Annotated in this window: 24 protein-coding genes and 2 pseudogenes; 18 read left to right on the top strand and 8 right to left on the bottom strand. The window is 34.8% G+C overall.

Features of this window, described 5'->3' with window-relative positions; all coding sequences use genetic code 11:
- The first annotated feature begins 35 nt into the window (after positions 1–35).
- Both ACP7BT_RS06550 and ACP7BT_RS06545 read left to right on the top strand, forming a co-directional pair.
- A complete protein-coding gene (locus ACP7BT_RS06550; protein ID WP_002484151.1) occupies positions 36–1,226 on the top strand; it encodes a glycine C-acetyltransferase in 1,191 nt (396 codons plus the stop codon).
- Between the two features lie 127 nt (positions 1,227–1,353).
- Complete coding sequence (locus tag ACP7BT_RS06545; RefSeq protein WP_041079815.1) at positions 1,354–1,842, top strand: kinase; 489 nt, start codon at positions 1,354–1,356, stop codon at positions 1,840–1,842.
- A gap of 73 nt (positions 1,843–1,915) precedes the next feature.
- On the opposite strand, the gene ACP7BT_RS06540 is transcribed toward ACP7BT_RS06545, so the two are convergent.
- Complete coding sequence (locus tag ACP7BT_RS06540; RefSeq protein ID WP_041079814.1) at positions 1,916–2,368, bottom strand: hypothetical protein; 453 nt, start codon at positions 2,366–2,368, stop codon at positions 1,916–1,918.
- Between the two features lie 270 nt (positions 2,369–2,638).
- Here ACP7BT_RS06540 and ACP7BT_RS06535 point away from each other — a divergent pair, with 270 nt between their 5' ends.
- From ACP7BT_RS06535 to ACP7BT_RS06500, 8 genes are all read left to right on the top strand, one after another.
- A complete protein-coding gene (locus ACP7BT_RS06535) occupies positions 2,639–3,205 on the top strand; it encodes a GNAT family N-acetyltransferase (protein WP_041079813.1) in 567 nt (188 codons plus the stop codon).
- A gap of 30 nt (positions 3,206–3,235) precedes the next feature.
- The gene (locus ACP7BT_RS06530) at positions 3,236–3,742 is read left to right on the top strand and encodes a GNAT family N-acetyltransferase (RefSeq protein WP_041079812.1); all 507 of its coding nucleotides are present in this window, start codon (positions 3,236–3,238) and stop codon (positions 3,740–3,742) included.
- Between the two features lie 179 nt (positions 3,743–3,921).
- Positions 3,922–4,626 (top strand): CoA transferase subunit A, encoded by a 705-nt coding sequence (locus ACP7BT_RS06525; protein WP_426303753.1) that lies wholly within the window; start codon positions 3,922–3,924, stop codon positions 4,624–4,626.
- On the top strand, positions 4,619–5,266 hold the full coding sequence (locus tag ACP7BT_RS06520; protein ID WP_426303752.1) for a 3-oxoacid CoA-transferase subunit B: 648 nt from the start codon (positions 4,619–4,621) through the stop codon (positions 5,264–5,266). Before ACP7BT_RS06525 ends, ACP7BT_RS06520 begins: the two co-directional genes overlap by 8 nt.
- A 9-nt stretch (positions 5,267–5,275) precedes the next feature.
- Complete coding sequence (locus ACP7BT_RS06515) at positions 5,276–6,052, top strand: 3-hydroxybutyrate dehydrogenase (RefSeq protein WP_002484138.1); 777 nt, start codon at positions 5,276–5,278, stop codon at positions 6,050–6,052.
- Between the two features lie 103 nt (positions 6,053–6,155).
- On the top strand, positions 6,156–6,572 hold the full coding sequence (locus ACP7BT_RS06510) for a hypothetical protein (protein ID WP_041079809.1): 417 nt from the start codon (positions 6,156–6,158) through the stop codon (positions 6,570–6,572).
- An 18-nt stretch (positions 6,573–6,590) separates the two neighbouring features.
- Positions 6,591–7,544, top strand: coding sequence for an ornithine cyclodeaminase family protein (locus ACP7BT_RS06505; RefSeq protein ID WP_041079808.1), 954 nt, complete (start codon positions 6,591–6,593; stop codon positions 7,542–7,544).
- Between the two features lie 221 nt (positions 7,545–7,765).
- Positions 7,766–8,566: an ABC transporter permease gene (locus ACP7BT_RS06500; protein ID WP_041079807.1), complete on the top strand. Its 801-nt coding sequence runs from the start codon at positions 7,766–7,768 to the stop codon at positions 8,564–8,566.
- A 110-nt stretch (positions 8,567–8,676) separates the two neighbouring features.
- Here ACP7BT_RS06500 and ACP7BT_RS06495 read toward each other — a convergent pair whose 3' ends face one another.
- Positions 8,677–9,528 (bottom strand): NAD-dependent epimerase/dehydratase family protein, encoded by an 852-nt coding sequence (locus ACP7BT_RS06495; protein WP_041079818.1) that lies wholly within the window; start codon positions 9,526–9,528, stop codon positions 8,677–8,679.
- 174 nt (positions 9,529–9,702) lie between these two features.
- Between ACP7BT_RS06495 and ACP7BT_RS06490 the strand changes: the two genes are divergently transcribed.
- Complete coding sequence (locus tag ACP7BT_RS06490; RefSeq protein ID WP_041079806.1) at positions 9,703–10,539, top strand: sialate O-acetylesterase; 837 nt, start codon at positions 9,703–9,705, stop codon at positions 10,537–10,539.
- A 117-nt stretch (positions 10,540–10,656) separates the two neighbouring features.
- Complete coding sequence (locus ACP7BT_RS06485) at positions 10,657–11,133, top strand: DUF1440 domain-containing protein (protein WP_041079805.1); 477 nt, start codon at positions 10,657–10,659, stop codon at positions 11,131–11,133.
- Between the two features lie 75 nt (positions 11,134–11,208).
- On the opposite strand, the gene ACP7BT_RS06480 is transcribed toward ACP7BT_RS06485, so the two are convergent.
- On the bottom strand, positions 11,209–11,514 hold the full coding sequence (locus tag ACP7BT_RS06480) for a monooxygenase (RefSeq protein WP_041079804.1): 306 nt from the start codon (positions 11,512–11,514) through the stop codon (positions 11,209–11,211).
- A 205-nt stretch (positions 11,515–11,719) separates the two neighbouring features.
- Here ACP7BT_RS06480 and ACP7BT_RS06475 point away from each other — a divergent pair, with 205 nt between their 5' ends.
- Positions 11,720–12,799 (top strand): aldo/keto reductase, encoded by a 1,080-nt coding sequence (locus ACP7BT_RS06475; RefSeq protein ID WP_041079803.1) that lies wholly within the window; start codon positions 11,720–11,722, stop codon positions 12,797–12,799.
- A gap of 127 nt (positions 12,800–12,926) precedes the next feature.
- Here ACP7BT_RS06475 and ACP7BT_RS06470 read toward each other — a convergent pair.
- Together ACP7BT_RS06470 and ACP7BT_RS06465 are read right to left on the bottom strand one after the other, a co-directional pair.
- Positions 12,927–13,810 (bottom strand): annotated as a pseudogene (locus tag ACP7BT_RS06470) (hypothetical protein).
- Positions 13,811–13,890: 80 nt separating this feature from the next.
- On the bottom strand, positions 13,891–14,307 hold the full coding sequence (locus ACP7BT_RS06465) for an SLC13 family permease (protein WP_268747311.1): 417 nt from the start codon (positions 14,305–14,307) through the stop codon (positions 13,891–13,893).
- 487 nt (positions 14,308–14,794) lie between these two features.
- Between ACP7BT_RS06465 and isaB the strand changes: the two genes are divergently transcribed.
- The 3 genes from isaB to cidR all read left to right on the top strand — a co-directional run bounded on the left by isaB (position 14,795) and on the right by cidR (position 17,367).
- Positions 14,795–15,379 (top strand): immunodominant staphylococcal antigen IsaB family protein, encoded by a 585-nt coding sequence (isaB, locus tag ACP7BT_RS06460; protein WP_041079802.1) that lies wholly within the window; start codon positions 14,795–14,797, stop codon positions 15,377–15,379.
- A gap of 183 nt (positions 15,380–15,562) precedes the next feature.
- Positions 15,563–16,435, top strand: coding sequence for a class A beta-lactamase (gene bla / locus ACP7BT_RS06455; RefSeq protein WP_115343923.1), 873 nt, complete (start codon positions 15,563–15,565; stop codon positions 16,433–16,435).
- A 56-nt stretch (positions 16,436–16,491) separates the two neighbouring features.
- Positions 16,492–17,367: a cidABC operon transcriptional activator CidR gene (gene cidR, locus ACP7BT_RS06450; protein ID WP_041079801.1), complete on the top strand. Its 876-nt coding sequence runs from the start codon at positions 16,492–16,494 to the stop codon at positions 17,365–17,367.
- A gap of 845 nt (positions 17,368–18,212) precedes the next feature.
- Here cidR and ACP7BT_RS06445 read toward each other — a convergent pair.
- Positions 18,213–19,157: a LacI family DNA-binding transcriptional regulator gene (locus ACP7BT_RS06445; protein WP_041079800.1), complete on the bottom strand. Its 945-nt coding sequence runs from the start codon at positions 19,155–19,157 to the stop codon at positions 18,213–18,215.
- Positions 19,158–19,231: 74 nt separating this feature from the next.
- On the opposite strand from ACP7BT_RS06445, the gene ACP7BT_RS06440 reads away from it, so the two are divergent.
- Together ACP7BT_RS06440 and ACP7BT_RS06435 are read left to right on the top strand one after the other, a co-directional pair.
- Entirely contained in the window at positions 19,232–19,429 is a 198-nt protein-coding gene (locus ACP7BT_RS06440) for a hypothetical protein (RefSeq protein WP_002484124.1), read from the top strand.
- Positions 19,399–19,662, top strand: a pseudogene (locus ACP7BT_RS06435) (transposase); the annotation flags it as partial. The gene ACP7BT_RS06440 and the pseudogene ACP7BT_RS06435, both read left to right, overlap by 31 nt.
- 151 nt (positions 19,663–19,813) lie before the next feature.
- Here ACP7BT_RS06435 and ACP7BT_RS06430 read toward each other — a convergent pair.
- Positions 19,814–20,596, bottom strand: a complete 783-nt coding sequence (locus ACP7BT_RS06430; protein ID WP_041079799.1) for a DeoR/GlpR family DNA-binding transcription regulator — start codon at positions 20,594–20,596, stop codon at positions 19,814–19,816.
- A gap of 39 nt (positions 20,597–20,635) precedes the next feature.
- Complete coding sequence (locus ACP7BT_RS06425; RefSeq protein WP_037539073.1) at positions 20,636–21,877, bottom strand: MFS transporter; 1,242 nt, start codon at positions 21,875–21,877, stop codon at positions 20,636–20,638.
- Between the last annotated feature and the right edge of the window lie 3 nt (positions 21,878–21,880).

Below are 21,880 nucleotides of genomic sequence, written 5' to 3'. Positions count from 1 at the left end.
CTTGAAAACTAAGATAACTCAAAGGGGGACTTGCAGTGGTTCAATCACTACATGGCTTTTTAGATGAAAATATTCAATATTTAAAAGATAATGGTTTATATAATGAGATAGATACAATTGAAGGCGCCAACGGACCTGAAATTACTATCAATGGGAAAAATTATGTTAACTTATCTTCAAACAATTATTTAGGACTAGCAACAAACGAAGATTTGAAACAAGCAGCAAAAGATGCAATTGATACACATGGTGTAGGTGCTGGTGCTGTGCGTTCAATCAACGGGACATTAGATGTACATGATGAATTAGAGAAAACACTTGCTGAATTTAAAGGTACTGAAGCAGCAATTGCATATCAATCTGGATTCAACTGTAATATGGCTGCCATTTCAGCAGTTATGAATAAAAATGATGCAATTCTTTCTGACGAATTAAATCATGCATCTATTATTGATGGTTGTCGTTTATCTAAAGCGAAGATTATTCGTGTAAACCATTCAGATATGGAAGATTTACGCGCTAAAGCAAAAGAAGCCGTTGAATCAGGACAATACAATAAAGTAATGTACATTACTGATGGTGTTTTCAGTATGGATGGTGATGTTGCTAAATTACCAGAAATCGTAGAAATTGCTGAAGAATTTGGCTTAATCACATATGTTGATGATGCACATGGTTCTGGTGTCATGGGTAAAGGTGCTGGTACGGTTAAACATTTTGGCTTACAAGACAAGATTGATTTCCAAATTGGTACATTATCAAAAGCGATTGGTGTCGTTGGCGGTTATGTAGCAGGTACGCAATCATTAATCGACTGGTTAAAAGCACAATCAAGACCTTTCTTATTCTCAACTTCTTTAGCACCTGGAGATACGAAAGCCATCACAGAAGCAGTTAAAAAACTAATGGCTTCTACAGAATTACATGATAAACTTTGGGAAAATGGCAATTATCTTAAAGATGGTTTGAAAAAATTAGGCTTTGATATAGGTAATTCGGAATCTCCAATCACACCTGTTATTATTGGTGATGAAAAAGAAACACAAGCCTTTAGCCGTCGTTTGAAAGAAGAAGGCGTATATGTAAAATCCATCGTATTCCCAACTGTTCCTAAAGGTACAGGTCGAGTGCGTAATATGCCAACAGCTGCACATACAAAAGAAATGTTAGATCAAGCATTAGCAGCATTTGAAAAAGTTGGTAAAGAATTAGGTACAATTAAATAAATATAACCGTTCATGTATAGCAGCGTGAATATAGTACAAAATTAAGTTTAAAACGTTTGGAGATGGTATGTCTTCAAGCGTTTTTACTATATAATGGCAACACATTATTGTATGGAGTGTGATAAATATGACAAAGTTAATCATCATTAGAGGTAACTCTGGCAGTGGAAAGACAACGATCGCACAGAAATTACAACATACATTAGGCACAGGTGTGATGTTAGTAGGGCAAGATGACATACGTCGCAATATGTTGAATGTACCTGACCAACCTAATAATTTAGCCATTCAACTTATAGATGACATTGTGAATTATGGCATCGCACATTGCGATTATGTTATTTTAGAAGGTATTTTAAATAGTGCTAAATACGGTTCAATGATTGAGCGCTTAATGAATCAAATTAACGTAGACGCATACGCTTATTATTTCAAACTACCATTTCATGAAACAGTAAGAAGACACCATTTGAAAGATGAAACAGATTTTGGTGAAGAAGCAATGATGCGTTGGTTTGTTGAAAATGACATATTAAAGGTAAACCAAGAAACGTATCTATACCAAGAAATGTCTGAAAATGAAATAATAAGGAAGATTCTAGAAGATATCATTTAATATAAAAATTTGAACATAATTAAACTAGCCTGTGATACGGTATCAATACGTAATCACAGACTAGGAGTCATTATTATTTGAAAGGATTTTTAGATTTTTGCGCAGCTTCATGATTTTCTTTATTTTGCATAAATGGTATAGCAAACCATAAGATGTGTAACATACTTGCTAAAATAATAAGTACAATAGGTATAAAGATTTCAATAATACTTATATCTACGACAAATGATGCAAGCACAAAAGCAGTAATGGACGGTATGGCACAAACGATTACGACAGTTAACAATACAAATTGTATGACTTGTGTCGTTAAGGGACTATAAATATCCATAATCAAGATGGCGATATAAAATAGTGTAATAAATGCGAGTAACACCACAACCCAACCGGTCGACATACCACCTTGTGTTTTAATATAGTCTTGATAAGGTGATAGCGTCGGTAAAATAAATAGAATGACGGTGGATAACCACGATAAGATTCCGAAAAAGATAAAGAAAATTTTTGAAGTATTATTGTTATTCATAAAAACACCTCCTAAGATACAAAATCTCTGTTGGCTTATATTTGATTTATTTAATAGTTGGTATTGTATAATATACTCGTATTTTATTGGTAACGCTTACATTTATATGTATACCCGTTAAATAAAGTTTTAAAGCATCATAAAAAAGGTATTAAATAGGTATAAGCATGTTATTGCATACATCAGTGATGTTGTGATAACAATAAAACACAAAGCTATTCATTATATAATAGATAAAGTGTGCGAGTGAACATGATAAGGGGATTTTAAATGCATAAAAATTTGGGGTTGCATTTCACTACACAACGTCTTATCATTAGACCGTTGGAAGAAAATGATTATGAATCATGGTTAAGTGGATTTGTAAATAGAAAGCCATCACAATATAGGCATGACAAAGGTCAAGTAGATATGTTAGATGCTACAGAACCTTGGTTCGCGGCAATGGTGACTAGACAGCAACAAGCGATTGAAGCGGATGATTTATATATATTTGGTATTTTTGATAAAGCGCATCAACATATAGGTATGCTCAATATTAAGAACTTAAGTAGAGATCAATTCCAATGGGCTGAAATTGGCTACTTTATTCATAATCAATATTGGCATCAAGGATTTGCTTACGAAGCTTTGACTGAATTAGTAAAACAAACACGAGACACATTACATTTTCATAGAATTGAAGCGCATATTAATTTGGATAATAATCCATCTATCCAATTGATTGAAAAGTTAGGCTTTCAATTCGAATGTGTGCGCAAAGGTTTTATTTTTGAAAATGAACAATGGACAGATCATTATGTGTATTATATCAACACACATGATAATCATTTATAAACGTAGGTCGAGAAAGGAAGGAGTGTCAACATGGTTGAATTTAGAGAGTTAACAATGGGTGACGAATTAATGTATTGTGATTATATGAGAGAGTGGATTGATCATGATGAAAAAATTGTCCCTACAATTACAAATATTACAAAATATAGTAATTTTGAAGAGTTAGTACATGAATTAGCTGATAATAAGTCACATGATGAATCAGTGGATAATACCACATTATTCTTAATAGAGGATGATGAAATTATCGGTGCGGCGAACATTCGTCACAATTTAAATGAACAACTTAAAAAAATAGGCGGCCATGTTGGCTACGGTATCCGTAAGAAACATCGTGGTAAAGGATTTGGTAATAAAATCCTGAAAAAATCATTGGATTACCTATCAAGAATCGGTGTTCAAGAAGCATTAGTGACATGTACGGAAGATAATGAAGCGTCTGTAGCAGTCATTAAGCATAACGGTGGCGAAGAAATTGAATCATCGACACTGGAAGATGGCACAGTTGTCCGTCGTTTCCAAATTGAAATAGCGTAATTAAACGAGAGGTTGATAATCTTAAAAGATTATCGCCTCTTTTTTTATTTAAATGTTTCAAAATTTATAAATGATGAGTCTACTATAAAACCGCAAACATAAATAAAGGACTTCATTATAATTTTCAAGTATAATTAGTACTAGGTATTAAAAACAAATGTTAGAAATGAGGTTTAATAATGTCGAAAGTAATTAAAGATATACATACAGCTTTTGAGGGCTTGGAAGATGGAATGACAGTACTTGCTGGGGGCTTTGGGTTATGTGGTATTCCTGAGCATAGTATCGAAGCAATTCGTACAAAAGGTACAAAAGGCTTAACTGTTGTGAGTAACAACTGCGGCGTAGATGACTTCGGCTTAGGCCGTTTATTAGAATATAAGCAAATAGATAAAATGATTAGTTCCTATGTAGGAGAAAATAAAATATTTGAACAACAACTGATTAATGGTGAATTAGATGTTGAATTGACACCGCAAGGCACATTAGCTGAAAAGTTACGTTCTGGAGGCGCGGGTATACCGGCTTTTTATACAAAAACAGGTGTCGGTACACCCATTGCGGAAGGTAAAGAAACGCGTGAATTTGATGGAGAAACTTATTTAATGGAACGCACACTAACAGGTGACCTTGGTATTGTCAAAGCACAAAAAGCAGATACATTCGGGAATTTAGTGTTTGAAAAAACAGCACGGAACTTCAATCCATTATGTGCGATGGCAGCTAAAACAACGGTCGTTGAAGTAGAAGAACTTGTAGAGGTAGGAGAAATTGATCCGGATGCCGTTCATATGTCAGGTGTGTATGTAGATTTCATCTATGTCGGCGAACATTTTGAGAAGCGTATTGAAAAGCGTACAGTGAAGGAGGCCAATCATGGATAAAAAAGTACAACGTCAAAAAATTATCCAACGTGCTGCTAAAGAAATTAAAAGTGATATGGTAATTAATCTAGGTATTGGTATGCCTACATTGGTTGCGAATGAAATGAATGACCATGTTGAAAATGTGTACTTTCAATCTGAAAATGGCTTACTTGGTATCGGACCATATCCGACTGAAAATGAAGTGGATCCAGACTTAATCAATGCGGGTAAAGAAACTGTAACAGCTGCTAAAGGGGCGTCTTACTTTGACAATGCAGAATCATTTGCGATGATTCGAGGCGGACATATCGATTTAGCCATACTTGGTGGCATGGAAGTCTCAGAAACAGGGGACTTAGCGAATTATATGATCCCAAGCAAACTTGTTAAAGGTATGGGCGGCGCGATGGATTTAGTAGTCGGAGCACAAAAAGTAGTTGTCATTATGGATCATATGAATAAACATGGTGAGTCCAAAATAAAATCACAATGTGAATTACCGTTAACAGGTGATAGTGTAGTCAATACGTTGATTACAGATTTAGCTGTTTTTCAATTTGAAGCGGGTGTCATGAAACTCGTTGAATTACAATCTGACACAACTTTAGAAGACGTTAAAGCACATACGGATGCACATTTCGAAAATCATTTAAAGTAGGTGGCGTAATTGGTAAAAGATAAAGTAACAATTATTACAGGCGCAGCGAGTGGTATTGGGCTAGCGATAGCAAAAGTATTTTTAGAAAATGGTGCCAAAGTGGTGCTTGCTGATTTGAATGAAGATAAATTAATTCAAGAAACAGATGCATTGAAATCCCAGGGATATGACTGTATGCCAATAAAAGTGAATGTCACAGATGAACAAGCTGTCAAAGCTATGATCGATCAAACAGTTGAACAATATGGACGCTTAGATATTTTATTTAATAATGCAGGGTTACAGCATGTTGAAAGTATCGAATCATTCCCAACAGAAAAGTTCAGACAGATGATTGATATTATGTTGACGGGTAGTTTTATAGGTACAAAATATGCGTTGCCTATTATGAAACAACAACAATCAGGACGTATTTTAAATATGGCATCAATTAATGGTGTGATTGGCTTTGCTGGTAAGGCGGCTTATAATAGCGCGAAACACGGGATTATTGGTTTAACAAAAGTAACCGCATTAGAGACCGCTACAGAAGGTATTACAGTGAATGCTATCTGTCCAGGTTATATTGATACACCGTTAGTGCGTAATCAAATGGATGATTTAGCTAAAGAACGTGGTGTGGCAGTAGAACAAGTACTTGAAGACGTTTTATATCCTTTAATTCCTCAAAAACGCTTGTTAGATATTAAAGATATAGCTGATTATGCTTTATTCTTGTGTAGCGATAGTGCGAAAAGTGTCACGGGACAAGCGATTTTGATAGATGGTGGTTATACGGTTCAATAGTTTAAATATATTGTGCAATTAAATTTTAATTTCTAATTCATTTTCAATGAAAATATGTTACGTTGAAATTAACGGAATATAGACAAATTGAAGGTGATTGCTAATGAAAAATACTAACGCCAAAAATGCAGATTGGTTGCCTATCGTAACTAGTTTAGGGCTAACGATACTTTCAGATTTTTTGGATGACCCGTTATATACAAAAATAATGACAGCGATTATGATTTTAGTATTGATATATGCGATTATTAGAGGCGTCATCACCACGAGGTACAGCATTAAAACGGAAGACCCAAATATAAAACCGTGGTTTAGTATTAAAGTAGACTACTGGTTGCTATTTGTTCGTAATATGATATTTTATGGATTTTTAGCAACACTATTTTTTGTTTCTATATATTTGGATGGTCAAACCATGTGGAAATATTTGTTAGTCATAGTAATCATTTTTGTTTTATTTTTAGTAATGATATCTAAGTTGGAAAAGAAAACAGAAATTATAGATCATGAAGACGATTAAGATGAATAGGGGTGGCTTATGCGTTATATAGATGCACAAGAACAAGCACAATTATTAAATATGGAAGAAATCGTGGAAGTGGTGGCAGACTCACTTAAAGCATATTCTGAAGGTGAAACAGATACACCATTGCGGTATTCTTTACCATTCAATGAAGCCAATCGGTATCTGGTCATGCCTGCACTTTCTGATACGCTGAAAGTAGCTGGTGTTAAGACGGTCACCGTGGCTCCAAATAATTCAAAAATAGGTAAGCCTACCATTGTTGGTTCTGTAACACTTTCAGACTATGAAACAGGTGAAACGTTGGCAGTGTTAGAAGGTTCTTACTTAACAAAAATACGTACAGGTGCAATCTCGGGTGTTGCTACAAAATATTTAGCACGTGAACAAGCTAAGACGCTATGTGTAATTGGAACGGGTGATCAAGCAGAAGGACTGATAGAAGCGGTACTTGCTGTTAGAGATATTGAACGTATTCAATTTTATAATCGTACTTATGACAAAGCACTTAAATTTTCAAAAGATGTCGAGCATCAACATCGTGATTTAGAGTTATATGTATATGAAGATGTTGAATCAGCAATGACTGATGCAGATATAATTGTGACTGCAACGAATGCGACAACACCAGTATTTCAGAAACATTTATCACCAGGGGTACATGTTAATGCAGTTGGTTCTTTTAAACCTGATATGCAAGAACTCCCATCTCAAGCTATTGCAGAGGCAGATAAAGTCGTAGTGGAGGCTCATAAAGCGGCTATGGCTGAAACAGGTGATTTAATCAATCCAGTTAATGAAGGTGTGTTTGCTAAAGATGGATTACATGGTGAATTAGGACATATCGTTGCCGGGAAATTAGCAGGACGGTTGTCAGATGAGGAAATAACCATTTTCAAATCTGTTGGTGTCGCAATTGTAGATATCGTTGTGGCGAATTACTTTTATCAAAAAGCAGTAAAACAATAAATACAGCTATATTAGAGAGACAGTCTTAAAAATTCAATTAAGCTCAATAACTATGACAAGATATTTGTATTTTACAGGTGTCTTGTCTTTTTTTGTACTTTCAATATATTGTTTTTAAATCTTTAATGTTGTAACCTATTAAAAGTTGCTTCTATCTTTATTTATAGCATTTATTTTGTAGATATTATTGGCATATCTCTTGAAAGAGTGGTTGGATTTTTATGAAATCAACGTATTTTGTAATGAAAGAACAATTGACTAATTTATACTTAATAAGAAGATTAGCTGAATTTCAGTTAAGAATTTCTAATAAGAACAATTATCTAGGCATGGTATGGGAATTAATTAATCCGATTATGCAAATTGCGGTTTTTTGGTTTATCTTTGGTTTGGCACTTAGAAGTAATAAGATGATGGAAGGTGTTCCATTTATTTACTGGCTAATTGTTGGTATTAGTATGTGGTTTTTTATAAACGAAGGTGTCTTAGAAGGTAGTAAATCTATCATATCAAAGTTTAATCAAGTAGCTAAAATGAATTTTCCACTTTCGATAATTCCAAGTTATGTCGTTTTCAGTAAATTTTATGGGCATCTATTTTTATTAATCATTGTTATGATTATTTGTTTTATTGGAGGATATCATCCCTCTATATATACGTTACAATTACTTCTATACTTAGTTTATGCACTTATTTTAACAAATGCTATTGCATTAGTAGCATCCACATTAAGTATATTAGTTCGAGACATCCATTTAATTTTACAAGCTTTAATGAGAATGGTTTTCTTTGTTTCTTCGATATTATATTTACCTAATAACGACATAGTGATGTTCGTTATGAAATTAAATCCCATTTATTTTCTAGCAGAAGGATATAGAGCAGCAATATTACATCATGAATGGTATTTTATTACCCACTGGCATTTAACAATATATAATATTGTGTTTGTTATTTTGCTTTATATATTGGGTTCAATCATACATATGCATTTTAGAGATAGATTTGCTGATTTTATGTGATTAAAAAAGTAATAATGAAATGGATGATAAAATCTTAAATCCCCCCTAGAGTTGAAATTAACATTCAACTTTAGGGGGGATTCATCATCAAAACTTAATTGTTACTATCTTTATTTAATTGGAGCCATGCCTTGTTTCCAAGAAGGATAGATTAGTTTACCGCCTTGAGCGCGGAATTTAGCGTTCGAAGCACCTCTTTCATGAGTTTCAGCTGGTTGGATATTGAGTTGTGGATTAACGTTTAATAAGTCAGCGTACCATGCTGCCCAAACGTCACCTTTAACTGGTTCATCATCCGCTACATTATAGATACCTGATTCAAAGTTAAGTGCCTGAATTGCTACTTCAACAGCATCATCGATATGGATAAATGATTGAACGCCATCTGTCATTGTGACAGTATCTTCTTTAAATGAGTTATAAATCATACCATCTTTGCCATACCATGTGCCTGGTCCATAAAGTAAGCCATAACGAAGCACAACACTATTTTCGATTCGTGCAGTTTCATTTTCTAAACCTTCTACACCGTCCACTGTAATCTTGCGGTCGCCAGTTGATTGAGTATCCAGTGGTGTTTCCTCTGTAGCTAGAGTATCGCCACCTTCATAAGTAAAGGCAATACTTTGGGATTGCATTTGTTTTACATTGTTTTTTAACGCTGCTTCAACAAGGTTTTTCGTACCTTCAATTCTTACTTTTGTATTTGCGGACATGTCTACATTTTTTAAATCTGTAATTTCATTCATGATAATGTCTGGTTTATAATCTGAAATTGCAGCTTCGACAGTATCATATTTTAAAATATCTCCAATGTAAGCTTCGACGCCTGCATCTACAAGTTTCGCTTTACCTTGTTGCGAAGTTGTAAAGCCATCGACCTCATAACCTTCTTGTAATAATCTTTGTGTTAATTTAGTGCCAATTAATCCAGTGGCACCAGTTACGAATACTTTTGTGATAGTAAAGTCCTCCAATTTTTTACTTTCTATAATTATTTTCCGTTTTAGGTATATATCAAACGTAATAAATGTGAACATTCATAGGAGTTTTCATAGAGTAATTATATTTTCAACGAATTTAAGGATATAGTATGATACTTATATTAAATAAATATCGATATAAGGAAGTTATATATGAAATCAATTCTACTGGTAGGTCAATCAAATATGGCGGGACGTGGATTTATAGATGAAATACCGCCCATCATTGATGAACGGATGATGATGTTAAGAAATGGTAAGTGGCAGATGATGGAGGAGCCGATTCACAGTGATCGCTCAGTCGCTGGCATTGGTCCGGCTGCTTCTTTTGCAAAATTGTGGTTGGATAAACACCCAAATGAAACGATTGGTTTAATTCCGTGCGCTGACGGTGGTACAACCATTGATGATTGGGCGCCGGATCAAATACTGACACGACACGCACTCTCAGAGGCGACATTTGCTCAAGAAACGAGTGAAATCATTGGGATATTATGGCATCAAGGTGAGAGTGACAGCTTAAATCAACGCTACCAAGACTATGACAAGAAATTGGAAACGTTAATCAATTATTTTAGAGAACAGTTGAATATTTCTGAAGTACCATTTATTGTTGGGTTATTACCTGACTTTTTAGGCAAAGCAGCATTTGGTCAAAGTGCAGTAGAATATTTACAAATCAATGAGGCACTCAAACGTGTTACGCAATTAACAACCAATTGTTATTACGTCACGGCAGAAGATATTACGGCTAACCCAGATGCCATTCATATCAATGCCAACTCACAACGTTTATTGGGCATGCGTTATTTTGCCGCTTTCTCGAGACAAACACACATCAATCAGCCATTACCGGAAGAAAAAGAGGCAGAGACTATACTCTATAAAACGCAATATACAAAAAATGAAAAAATGTATATGCTTGTTTCGAAGTTTTCAAAGAATGAAATCACATATGAAGCATTTATTGAGGGCATGGGTAAACTTTAATCATAATGCATTTCCTGGGAAATGATCTAATTCTAAGGCTTCACAGATTAAAATCACTAACTTATTTCCGTTTAGGGTAAATAGAGTAGTGGATAATAATCTAGTGAGGTGAAGAAAATGTCTAATATTTCAATCAAACGTGTAGCAATCACTGGTGTTATTGGTGGACTGTTAGCTGGTGCTGTTAAAATGGGCTGGGAAGGCTTGCTACCGCCACGTACACCTGAACGAGATGAAGAACCACCGCCTGTCACAATGATGAAGGTATTCAATGTACCAGATAAAATACGGCATGCATCATATGTATATAATGATAATGAAGTGCCATTAGCGGTGATGGGTATCCATTATGGATTTTCTGTTACAAATGCGACACTGTATGCGTTATTAAGCGAGCAATCTGAATCTGTTACGGCTTGGAAAGGTAGCTTGTTTGGCATAGGTGTGCATGTGTTATTCCATGAATTTGTCTTACCGAAACTTAAACTTACGCCAGAACGTGACGAACTGCCACCCGAAGAACATTTCTCCGAATTGCTAGGTCATATGGTATGGATGTATACAATTGACTTGGTGAGAACATCAGTAAAATAATTTAAAATATAAAACAACGTCCCCCTTAATGAGACACGATTACGTGCATGTTTAAGGGGGATATTATTTGTGAAATCAATCGATGCGTCCGTTCGTAATTGTTGTAAGGCCTTTGTTAATATCAAAGTATTTAGCATTAACTTTTGAAACACCCATTGAGTTTAAACGATGACGATGCATGTTTAAATATTGTTGCGCATTGTCGTAACTGTCGAAAGCGTAAATACCGCCAGCTTCTTGTTCAGATTCATTTTCTGTCCAAATTTTCCACAAAAATCGTGGTTCATCATTAATCGACTTTGCTAAATCTTCAAATTGTTGTGCCATGGCTTCTCCAAAAGGACCTTCTAATGGAAAATCAACTTGTAAAATAGTGACCATACTTCAACATCCTTCCAATGTTTATATTTATAGATCTATCATACGCGCAATTTTAAAAGGAAGGTACCGACAAACATTGAAAAGTGTTGGATAAATCTTATCCATGTTCATTGGGATAACCAGCATTGTGAGATAGTGGCTTTGGATTTAATTCACGAATAAAAGGGAACATAAAGTGTAGTAAGCAAATGTGAGGAGGAAAATAATGGATTATACACAATTAGGTAATTCAGGATTATCAGTATCTAAATATGCACTAGGCAGTATTCCATTTACAGGTACAAATGGATTTGAAAATGCAGGCGGTATGTCTCAAGACATGACCAATCATATGATTGATTATGCTTTGGATCAAGGTATTAATCAGTTTGATACTGCGAATTTGTATTCTAAAGGCGATTCCGAAATTGCATTAGGCAAAGCGATTAGAGATAAACGACATCAGATGGTGATTAGTAGTAAGACTGGATTTCAATTAACGGATAATCCTAACGATGGTGGTGCAGGGCGTGTAAATATTGAGCGTTCTATAGATGAATCCTTACAGCGCTTGAACACGGACTACATTGATTTGTATTATACACATTTATGGGATGGTCAGACACCTGTAGAAGAGACGATTCAAGTGATGAATGATTTAATTCAAAAAGGTAAGATTCGTTATTGGGGTGTATCTAATTATAGCGGATGGGCTTTAGCGAAGACGCACACCTTGGCAGTTGCCAATCATATGTCGCCACCTATTGCGCAACAAATATATTACACACCTGAATCTAGAGAAGCGGAATACGAGTTACTACCAGCCGGTAAGGAATTAGGTGTCGGTAACAGTATTTGGTCTCCGTTAGGTGAAGGGCTTTTAACTGGAAAGATTAACCGACAACAGGCTGGTGAACCGGGTACTAGACAAGGTGACGGTTGGGCAGAACCATACGTCAAAGATACAGCGTTGTTTTATGATTTGATAGATACGTTACAAGAAATTGCAACGCAACATCAAGTGTCAGTTGCTCAAGTCACATTGGCATGGTTAAGAGATCGACCTAATGTTGATTCACTAGTACTAGCTGCGAGAACGAAAGCGCAGTTGCAAGATAATATTGCTTCTTATCATTTACAACTGACAAGCAATGAAATTAAGACAATTACGGAATTAACTACACCAGAACCGATTTATCCATTATGGCATCGTGCGATGAATGCATATGACAAAGCTTCAGAGTCTGAAAAGACTTATTTAGAAGGGTATAATCGTTTGATGGAAAGAAAAGACACGTTGCTGTAATTTGAAGTGAACACGGTTTTTAAGGCTATTGAACATAAATTAAAATGTAAAAAAACTGCCAACAAAGTCTGAGACTTTATTGACAGCCTGAAGCAATTATCTCTATTTTGATAATTGCTTTTTATTATTAAAACAAACCCATAATAGCATTCAAAAGTAGTACCATAATCAGACCACAAATACCGACAATGGATTGTACAATCGTAATCGTTTTAAATGTTTCTCCCATGGACATACCAAAGGATTCTTTGACTAACCAGAAGCCGCCATGATTTACATAGTTAAAGAATAAAGAGCCAGAACCAATAGCAATCGTTAATAATTCTTTGTTAATACTTGGATCTGCTTGAATCAATGGGTAAAGTAAATTGGTTGCGCCAACAATACCAACGGTTGCGGAACCTGTTGATATAGATAATAATGCAGCCACTACCCATCCCATTAATAACGCAGATAATGAGAAATTGTCGGCAAGGTGAACGATTGCCGTACCTACGCCAGAATCTTCAAGGACTTGACCGAATGCGCCACCACCCGCAATGATTAGCATGATACCGGCGATAGGTTTCAAACTGCTACCTAAAGCATCTCGAATTTTTTGTGTGTCGCGATGTTTTAAATAGCCGAGAACGATAATGGCATAAAGGACACCCACAAACATAGCGATGATTGGGCTTCCGAAGAATTCGAAAATCTTGTATTGTAATGTTTTTTCTCCAAAAAAGATACCAGCAATGGCATGTAATAACATCATAATCACTGGAACTAATATAGTAGAAAAGGCTATGAATGTTGATGGTGCTTGAGTGTTTTCGTTGTTGTCATTCGTATATTGATTTAACAAATCTTGATTTGGCTTCACAGATAATCGCGGTGTGATAAATTTACCGTAAAGTGGACCAGCGATGATAATGGTTGGAATCGCACATATGACACCAAGTACCATAGTTATCCCAATATTCGACCAAATTGGTTCACTGAAATTAGTGGTCCATGGTGTGGTGGCACCATACCATGCATCGTTGCTAATGCCGCTATAACAGGCACACCGATGGCTACATAGGCTGATCCTTTCATTTTATGTTCATCTTCTAATTTTTAGCAATTGTAAAAATCAGTGGCAGTAGCATAATTAAACCAACTTCGAAAAACATTGGAATCCCAATAATAAACGTAGCTAACGCCATCATCCATGGTAATTTTTTGTAAGACGCATTGTGTAGTATCGAAGATGCAATTTTGTCGCTGGCACCTGAATCAGAAAGTATCTTACCTAGCATGGCACCTAACGCGATGGTTACGCCCGTTTCACCGAGTGTTGAACCAGCCCCAGTTTCTATAGATTCAACAATTCTATCAATGTCTAATCCAGAAGTGAAACCGACAAAGATTGCGGTTAGTAGTAGTGCAAGTAGTGGATGGAATTTTAATTTTGAAGTGATTAAAAAGATGAGAAATAAAATACTTATCACTGTAATAATCAATAGTTGATAGTCTTGTGTTGTCACTTGAAGCTCCGCTTTATGTATAGTATCGATATAGAGCGATTTGTGTTTATCGATAAAATATATATAAATATGATTTATTAAAAAAATTAATTCAGACTATGAGATTCATTTTAAAACAAATTAATCATAATGACAATAAATCGCTTTCATTATAATAATAGGAAAGGTGAATGAGTTGATTAAATATCTTATATATTCTTGCAATTATATATATTTGGTGTATGATTAAAGTGAATTATTACACTTTTGTCAATAGGGAAATACAAACTAAGGGGTGATTTAGAAATAATTAATTTATTTTCTTATAGAAATCGTATCCATTGTATGTGTCTATATCATATGTAAATGTAACTTTGCTTAGGGTTTCTTTCTCGTAATATGAAAGTTAACTTGCTAATAGGGATGAATTGATGTACTAGTGTTTGAATGCATTATGTATTGCTCATGTTTCGCCAAAAGGGATTCAAAAAATGAGGAGTGATTTATTATGCGTAAAGTAGGAAAATTACTTTCAGCAACCGTCGTTGTATCAACACTTGTCGTCGGATCTTCAGCAGCTTATATTTCAACGAATAGTACGGATACACAAGCAGCAGAGCAAGTACAAAAATGGGGCCATGGTGAAGGTGGCGCAAGCGGTGCAAGTGCACAAGGTACTGCAGATATAAAAGCACAAACACCTTGGTATAACTATGAAGGTTATACGACTTATGATCCGTCCTTCACACAAGATTATAACTTTGTGCGTGCATTAAAATATGACAACGTGACAATTAATGGCTACAAGGTTAATCCACATACAGATAGAGAACCTGTTCGAAGTGAACAAGTTTATGATACAACTGTTGATTTCAATGGTAGCGATGAAGTAGTCGGTATTACATTTTTAACAAAACCTAATACAATATCTAAGGATACATTTAAAGAAGCACATGTCTCTAATCAAATTGTTAATAAAGGTGAAGCAGACGAAGGCACATTCTTAGAATATCAAACCAATGCAGGTATATACACAGCATATTTTGATAAAAATGATAAATTAATGAAGATAATGATTAATTTTGAAGATTAATGATTGTAACGGAAAGGCCAAGTCACATACGAGTCATTTAAGTATTTGTTTATGAGCGAGATTGAGAAATCAAATGTGAATGTTTGGTTTCTTTCTCGCTTTTTATGATTTTCTTAATAAAGATATTAAAGTTATAATTATAAATAGATAAAAATTTTTAAATTTAAAAAAAGGGGATTTTCAATGATAAATCAATATATAAAGAAATGGTTTATTGCGTTTGTTTTGAGTGGTGTATGTTTAATAGGCTTATCATCGATGCATAATACAACTTTTGCTAAAGACATAGATCAAATAGAAAATGAATACAATACTAAAGTAGGGATTTATGGGATTAATACGGAAAATGGCAAAGCATATCAACATAATGCGGATGAGCGATTTGCTTTTGCGTCAACATATAAGGCTATAGCCAGTGGTATATTATTGAATAAAGTGGCTCCATCAGAATTGAATAAAAAAGTTGAAATCAATGAATCAGAGATTGTGGCAAATTCACCAGTGACTGAACAATACATAGGTAAAACAATGTCATTAAAGGCTTTAATTAAAGCATCTATGTTGCAGAGTGATAACACGGCAAATAATAAAATTATGCAAGAATTGGGTGGTGTCAACGGTTTAAAACATGAGTTGGTGCAATTAGGTGATGATGTTTCGGAACCACAAAGATTGGAGCCAGAATTAAATTATTTTGATCCAAATAGCAAGGCAGACACAACGACACCACGAGCTGCCGCACAAACGTTAAATAGTATTTTAACTAGTAATGAAATGAATGGATCTAACTTATCATTGTTAAAACAAACAATGATAGAAAATAAGACAGGTGATACTTTGATTAAAGCGGGCATGCCTAACAGTTATACAGTTGGTGACAAAAGCGGACAAGCTTTAACATATGCAACACGTAATGACCTCGCTTTTATTTATCCTAAAGGACAGGATAAGCCAATTATTTTAGCAATTTATTCCAAACAAGATCAAAAAGATGCGAAACCTAATGATAAAGTAATTTCAGATTCTGCCAGAGAAGTGATTAAGTATTTAAAGTAGCGCAATAAAAGCGTATAATTATAAGTTAAACAAAGGGTAATTCAGAGGAGATTAAAATGGAAATTAAGCAAATGAAATATTTTGTTGAAGTTGTAAAAAATGGTGGCATGACTCGGGCTTCAAAACATTTATATATTGCACAGTCTACAATTAGTAAAAATATTAAAAGTATTGAAGACGAATTTAATGTCACGTTGTTTGATAGAAGAAAGAAACATATTATTTTAACCGATATCGGTCAAATATTTTACGATAAGTGCGTAGAAGCATTAGCGATATTAGATGATTTATCACTTGAAATGGATGATGTCACAAACATAGAGCGTGGTCATATCAGGCTAGGTATCTCAGCAATTATGGATGTACGTTTGTTCACAGAAAGTTTGAATCAATTTCACAGTATGTATCCGAATGTGACGTATGAAGTAGTTGAAGGCGGCGGTAAAGCGGTTGAATTTTATTTAAATAATGATGAAATTGACGTTGGTATTACAACATTGCCAGTCGACGATGACATTTATCACGCAGTTCCTTTATATAAGGAGAAATTAATGCTCGTAGTTGATAAAAATTCTAAGTATGCAAAGCAATCCTCCGTATATTTAGGAGATTTGAAGAATGAACGTTTTATCATGTTTCATGATGATTATTATATTAAAGATCAAATTATTGAAAGCTGTCGAAAAGTAGGCTTCCATCCAAAAGTGGTAGCGAAAATGGCACAAATCACGTTTATTGAAAATATGATTTTAGATGGTATCGGAGTGAGTATCTTACCTGAGAGTATTGTGAGTATTTTAAATAAGGATATCACTGGTATCGAAATAACGGGTGCAGATGTGAATTGGAACTTAGGTATCATTTGGAAAAAGGAAAGTTATATCAATTATGTCACGCGCGAATGGATTAACTTTTTAAAAAGTTATAGATAATGCCATATAATTAACGTGATATGAAATCATCAAAAATTACGTATGCTGATAGGGAATCTTCATTATTCCAACTATGTATTTTGCGCATAGGTCGTGGCGTATTATAATAGGGTTTGTAGAGGGTTATGTGCACTGATTACCTAAGCAGACAAATACTTTAACGTAAGTCTTCACGAAGTGTTTATGACGTCAAACAGCATAGATACACAGTATATAAAACGCACGTGATACATGTCAGACTCCATAACTTAAAAAAGATACTAAGTAAGCTTGTAAGCATATGATGAAACGGATGAATGTTGCATGACACAGAGACGGTGTGATGGCATTAAATTTGATATTGCTTTGTAACCCCTTATGCGAAGAAATTATCGAGGTCTGGATAATGTTTGTTAATATCATGTTCACGAAATATAAGTTGAAACCAAATAACCTAAGTTTTCTCCCAAAATTAAAACTTAAACCCCCTCAACCAAAACGATCATTGGTGGCTATGTTTCGATACAATCTTTAGTCTTTAACATGATAGGATCTACAAATGTTATCTTTCATATGTATACAGACAGCTTTTATTTTAATATTTATATGTAAAAAAACAATATTTGGTTATGTGACGGTTATCCATCTAGTTATTGCTACACACATCGATTGATGTCTCATACGTACTTTAACCAAAATGAAGTTAGGCATGTAAATATTTTAAAACTTATATTTTTGTTGCGATAAAAAAGAAATAACCCTCTAGATATGATAAATATTTCTTAAATAAATGAGCCCATCACTACACTGTCCATGTAGTATTGGGCTCATTTATTTATGAGTGATGTTAGCAATGGTAAACTCAATTATTGATTATGACTTAGTGATGGGTGTAGGTGATAGGTATTTTCTATCGGTTCCCCTTTAATTACTTTATCTAAGATAGCAACAACTTGTTGTGCAATTTCGGCAGTAGGTACACCAATTGCCTGTACAGGATAATCAATTTTTTTAATTTGTGGAATATTATCGTAAGAGTATATGATTGGCTGTTCATCAGATTCCATAGCGTTGATCGTCCCTACTGTGATATCGTAGCTCCCACATATAACGCCAGGTGCCAACGATGATTCTTGAAGAAAGTGTTTAACTGAGGTCTCGGCTTCAATCGCATTTAATCCGCTCGAATCAATCATGCGATATTGGATGCGATGCTGTTCACAATAATTTGCAATGGCATCTTTTTTAGTAATTTGGCGCGCGTCATTGGTGCGAATATCACCGATATAATCTATACGATCAATACCTTTTGCGAGTAATTCCTTAATGGCGATAATCATTGCTTCTGCGTGATTTACATTAACAATTGGATAAGGAATATCACGATCAACGCCATATGCTACGACAGGTACATTGTTGTAAATTTCTGGAGGTAAGTTCGTTGTTTCACCTTCATCAAAAATGACAATGCCATCACAGCCAAATTCGACAAATTTTTTCGAAGCGGCAGCAACATCATCAATCGACACAAACATGACATAGCCTAAGGATTTAATGGCTAAATTAATTTCAGTGATGAGGTGAGTTACGGCAACACGGTCGACAGATGGCCATATCAATCCAATCGTACCACTTTTCTTAGAAACGAGTGCTCTTGCGGAGTGATTGGGAATATAATTCATTTCAAGCGCTTTTTGTTGAATCATTTGTTTTGTATTTGGTTTAACAAGTTGGGAATTTTTTAATGCTTTACTAACTGTGGAATAGCTTACGCCACAGGCTTCGGCAACATCTTTTAACGTTACTGCCATAAAATTTCTCCTTGAAATAGATTGATTTAAGTTAGAATTAATTATACCATAGAGGTAAGCGTTACAATATTTTTTTGAACATTAATAACAACGTTGTTATTTTCAAAAAATTAAAATTCTATCAAGGCGATGACAAGATGAAATCCACAGAGACAATGAAAGAAATTCAACAAGGGCAACATATCACAGTCATGCGTGCAGATGATGCAGCATCATTTTTAGATATTGCCAATACGATTAAGGTTGGCATTATCAAAATGCGAAATACGTAAATATTTTAAAAGAAAATAAAGTGTTTCAAAGTATGTCAAAAAAGGGAAATTGTCTCGATAATTCAGTTATGGAAAACTTTTTTGGATTATTGAAGCAAGAAATGTTTTATGGAGAAAAATTTGATCATTTTTATCAATTGGAGCAAGCTATTCAAAACTATATTATTTTTTATAATGATGAAAGAATTAAATCAAAATTAAAAGGCTTGTCTCCTAAAAATTTTAGGAAATAAACCTTTGAAATATTACACTAAACCAAAGTACAACTTTTGGGGTTCAGTACATTTAAAATTATGGATGAGTCCTTTTTATGATGAACCTAGATATTTATACCTTATGCGTTCAATTTTTATAAAATACTTTATTAATTATGCTTCAGCAAAATTACTCAGGATGTGCTTCTGCATGAACCGTAATTAAATGTTTGAAGTGGTTATCGTAAGCTTGCCAATCTATGTTCTTGTTGGTTTGATCAGTGATTAGGACATCAATTGTATCGCTAGAACAAACATTGTAAAGTGATACTTTATCAAATTTAGAGCTATCAGTGAGCACATAAACGGCTTTAGCTTGTTTCACCATTTGTATTTTAGTAGAAGCAAGTGTGTCATTAAAATGTGTAATCCCTTTTTCTAAATCAATTGCAGGCGTCGCTAAAAATAATTTAGAAGGGTTAAATAATTTTAATGTTTCGTTTGTAATCATGCCATTAAGTAAATAATTATCTTGATATAAAATGCCTCCAGTGACGATAATCTGATTGGCAGTTGATTTTAAAATCGAAGCGATGTGAATGTCGTTCGTGATGATTGTTAAATTACTTTTTTGTGTAAGCGCACGCGCAAAGTGAATAGTCGTCGATCCCGAATCAATGAAGAGGGTGTCGCCATTTTCAACGAATTCCGCTGCTTTAAGACCAATTGCTACTTTTTCATCATAATAACTTGTTTCACGATCCTCAAAATTCAATTCATCCCATACTTCTGAATCGTTCAACACGACGCCACCATGCGTGCGCTTGATCTGGTTGTATTGCTCTAACTTATTTAAATCACGACGAATGGTCGCTTCATGTACATTGAATTCAAGCGCTAGATCATGAATGGTCGCTTTTTTATTGGTTTTTAAAAAAGTAATGATAAATTGTTCGCGTTCAGCTGGCAACATCGACGACGCCTCCTAAATGATGATTAAATTTTCAAATAGCTATGCTGTTTCATGTTCGCCACTTTGCATATGCTTTGGCATTTTAATAAAGTAAGTCAGAATCGTACTAATAAAGTATAGAATTGCGAGTACCCAAATCACACCAATTGCTTGTATACTGCCAATGAATAAATAGACAATCATCGGTCCGACAAATACAGGTAATCCTGCACCTAAATTAAGTACAGACAAAGCCGCACCCTTGTCTTGTTTAACAAGTGATGGGATCAATGCGGATAATGGTACATAAGCAGCGATAAATGCACCCCAACAGAATCCGACTACAGTTAATAGGACAATGTTACCATCTGTCCAAATAGGGACATAACCCATTAATAAAACAGAAATACCACTGCCAATACCACCGAAATACATCACGGTATTACGCCAACCAATTTTATCTCCGACGATACCAAAGATTAAGTTAAAGATAATGTTACCAACGAAGATCGTTGACCATACCGCAAGCCATTTCGAAGTGGGTATGCCAAATGATGAAAGATAGATTGGTAAAAAGACTGGAAAGGCAAACTGTGCCGTCGTATTAATCACACGAACGATACCACCTAATAATACTTTCGGTTCATCTTTCATAATCGTTATGCCTTTAAGTATTTCTTTTAATTTTTCTTTTGAACTTCCTTGATTAGATGGTAATTTGTCTTTGTTCAAAACTAAAGTGAAGAATCCACCGAGTACCACCCAGAATAATGAGCTCCATAATGTATTGATATGACCGAGATACTCAATTGCCCAAATAGAATAAAGCGCACCTAATACATTTAAGCCACCGGTAAATACAAACCAGAACCAACCAACGGCTGCACCGAGTGTCTTTTGTTCTGAACGGTAAGAAATCCATACCAAGAAGGAATAAGCAAACAACGGATAACCTAAACCTCTAAGTGCGTATGCAGGTAACATGAGTGCAAGATTTTGTGATGGAATCGCAAATCCGACAAAGAATATTGTACCAATAATATAGAAGGTTAAACCTAGCACCATTGTTCGTTTACCGCCGAGTGCTTCGGCAAATACACCACTAAGCCAACTTGCTAATGCAACTGTTACACCATATGCAGAAAAGAGTAAACTTGTTTCTTGAACCGAAAAGCCGTGACCGTGTAGCCATGGACTTAGCCATCCAATTTCTAAACCATCACCCATCATGAAGATGATAATACCAATATAGCCCCATACAATTTGTCGAGGCATGCCTAAAATCGAATTCGAATGATTCATTTA

Source organism: Staphylococcus sp. Y174-1 (assembly GCF_049897865.1).
Lineage (GTDB): Bacteria > Bacillota > Bacilli > Staphylococcales > Staphylococcaceae > Staphylococcus > Staphylococcus saprophyticus.
Note: the sequence above shows the minus strand (reverse complement) of the source record. Positions and strands in the feature narration are given on the sequence as shown.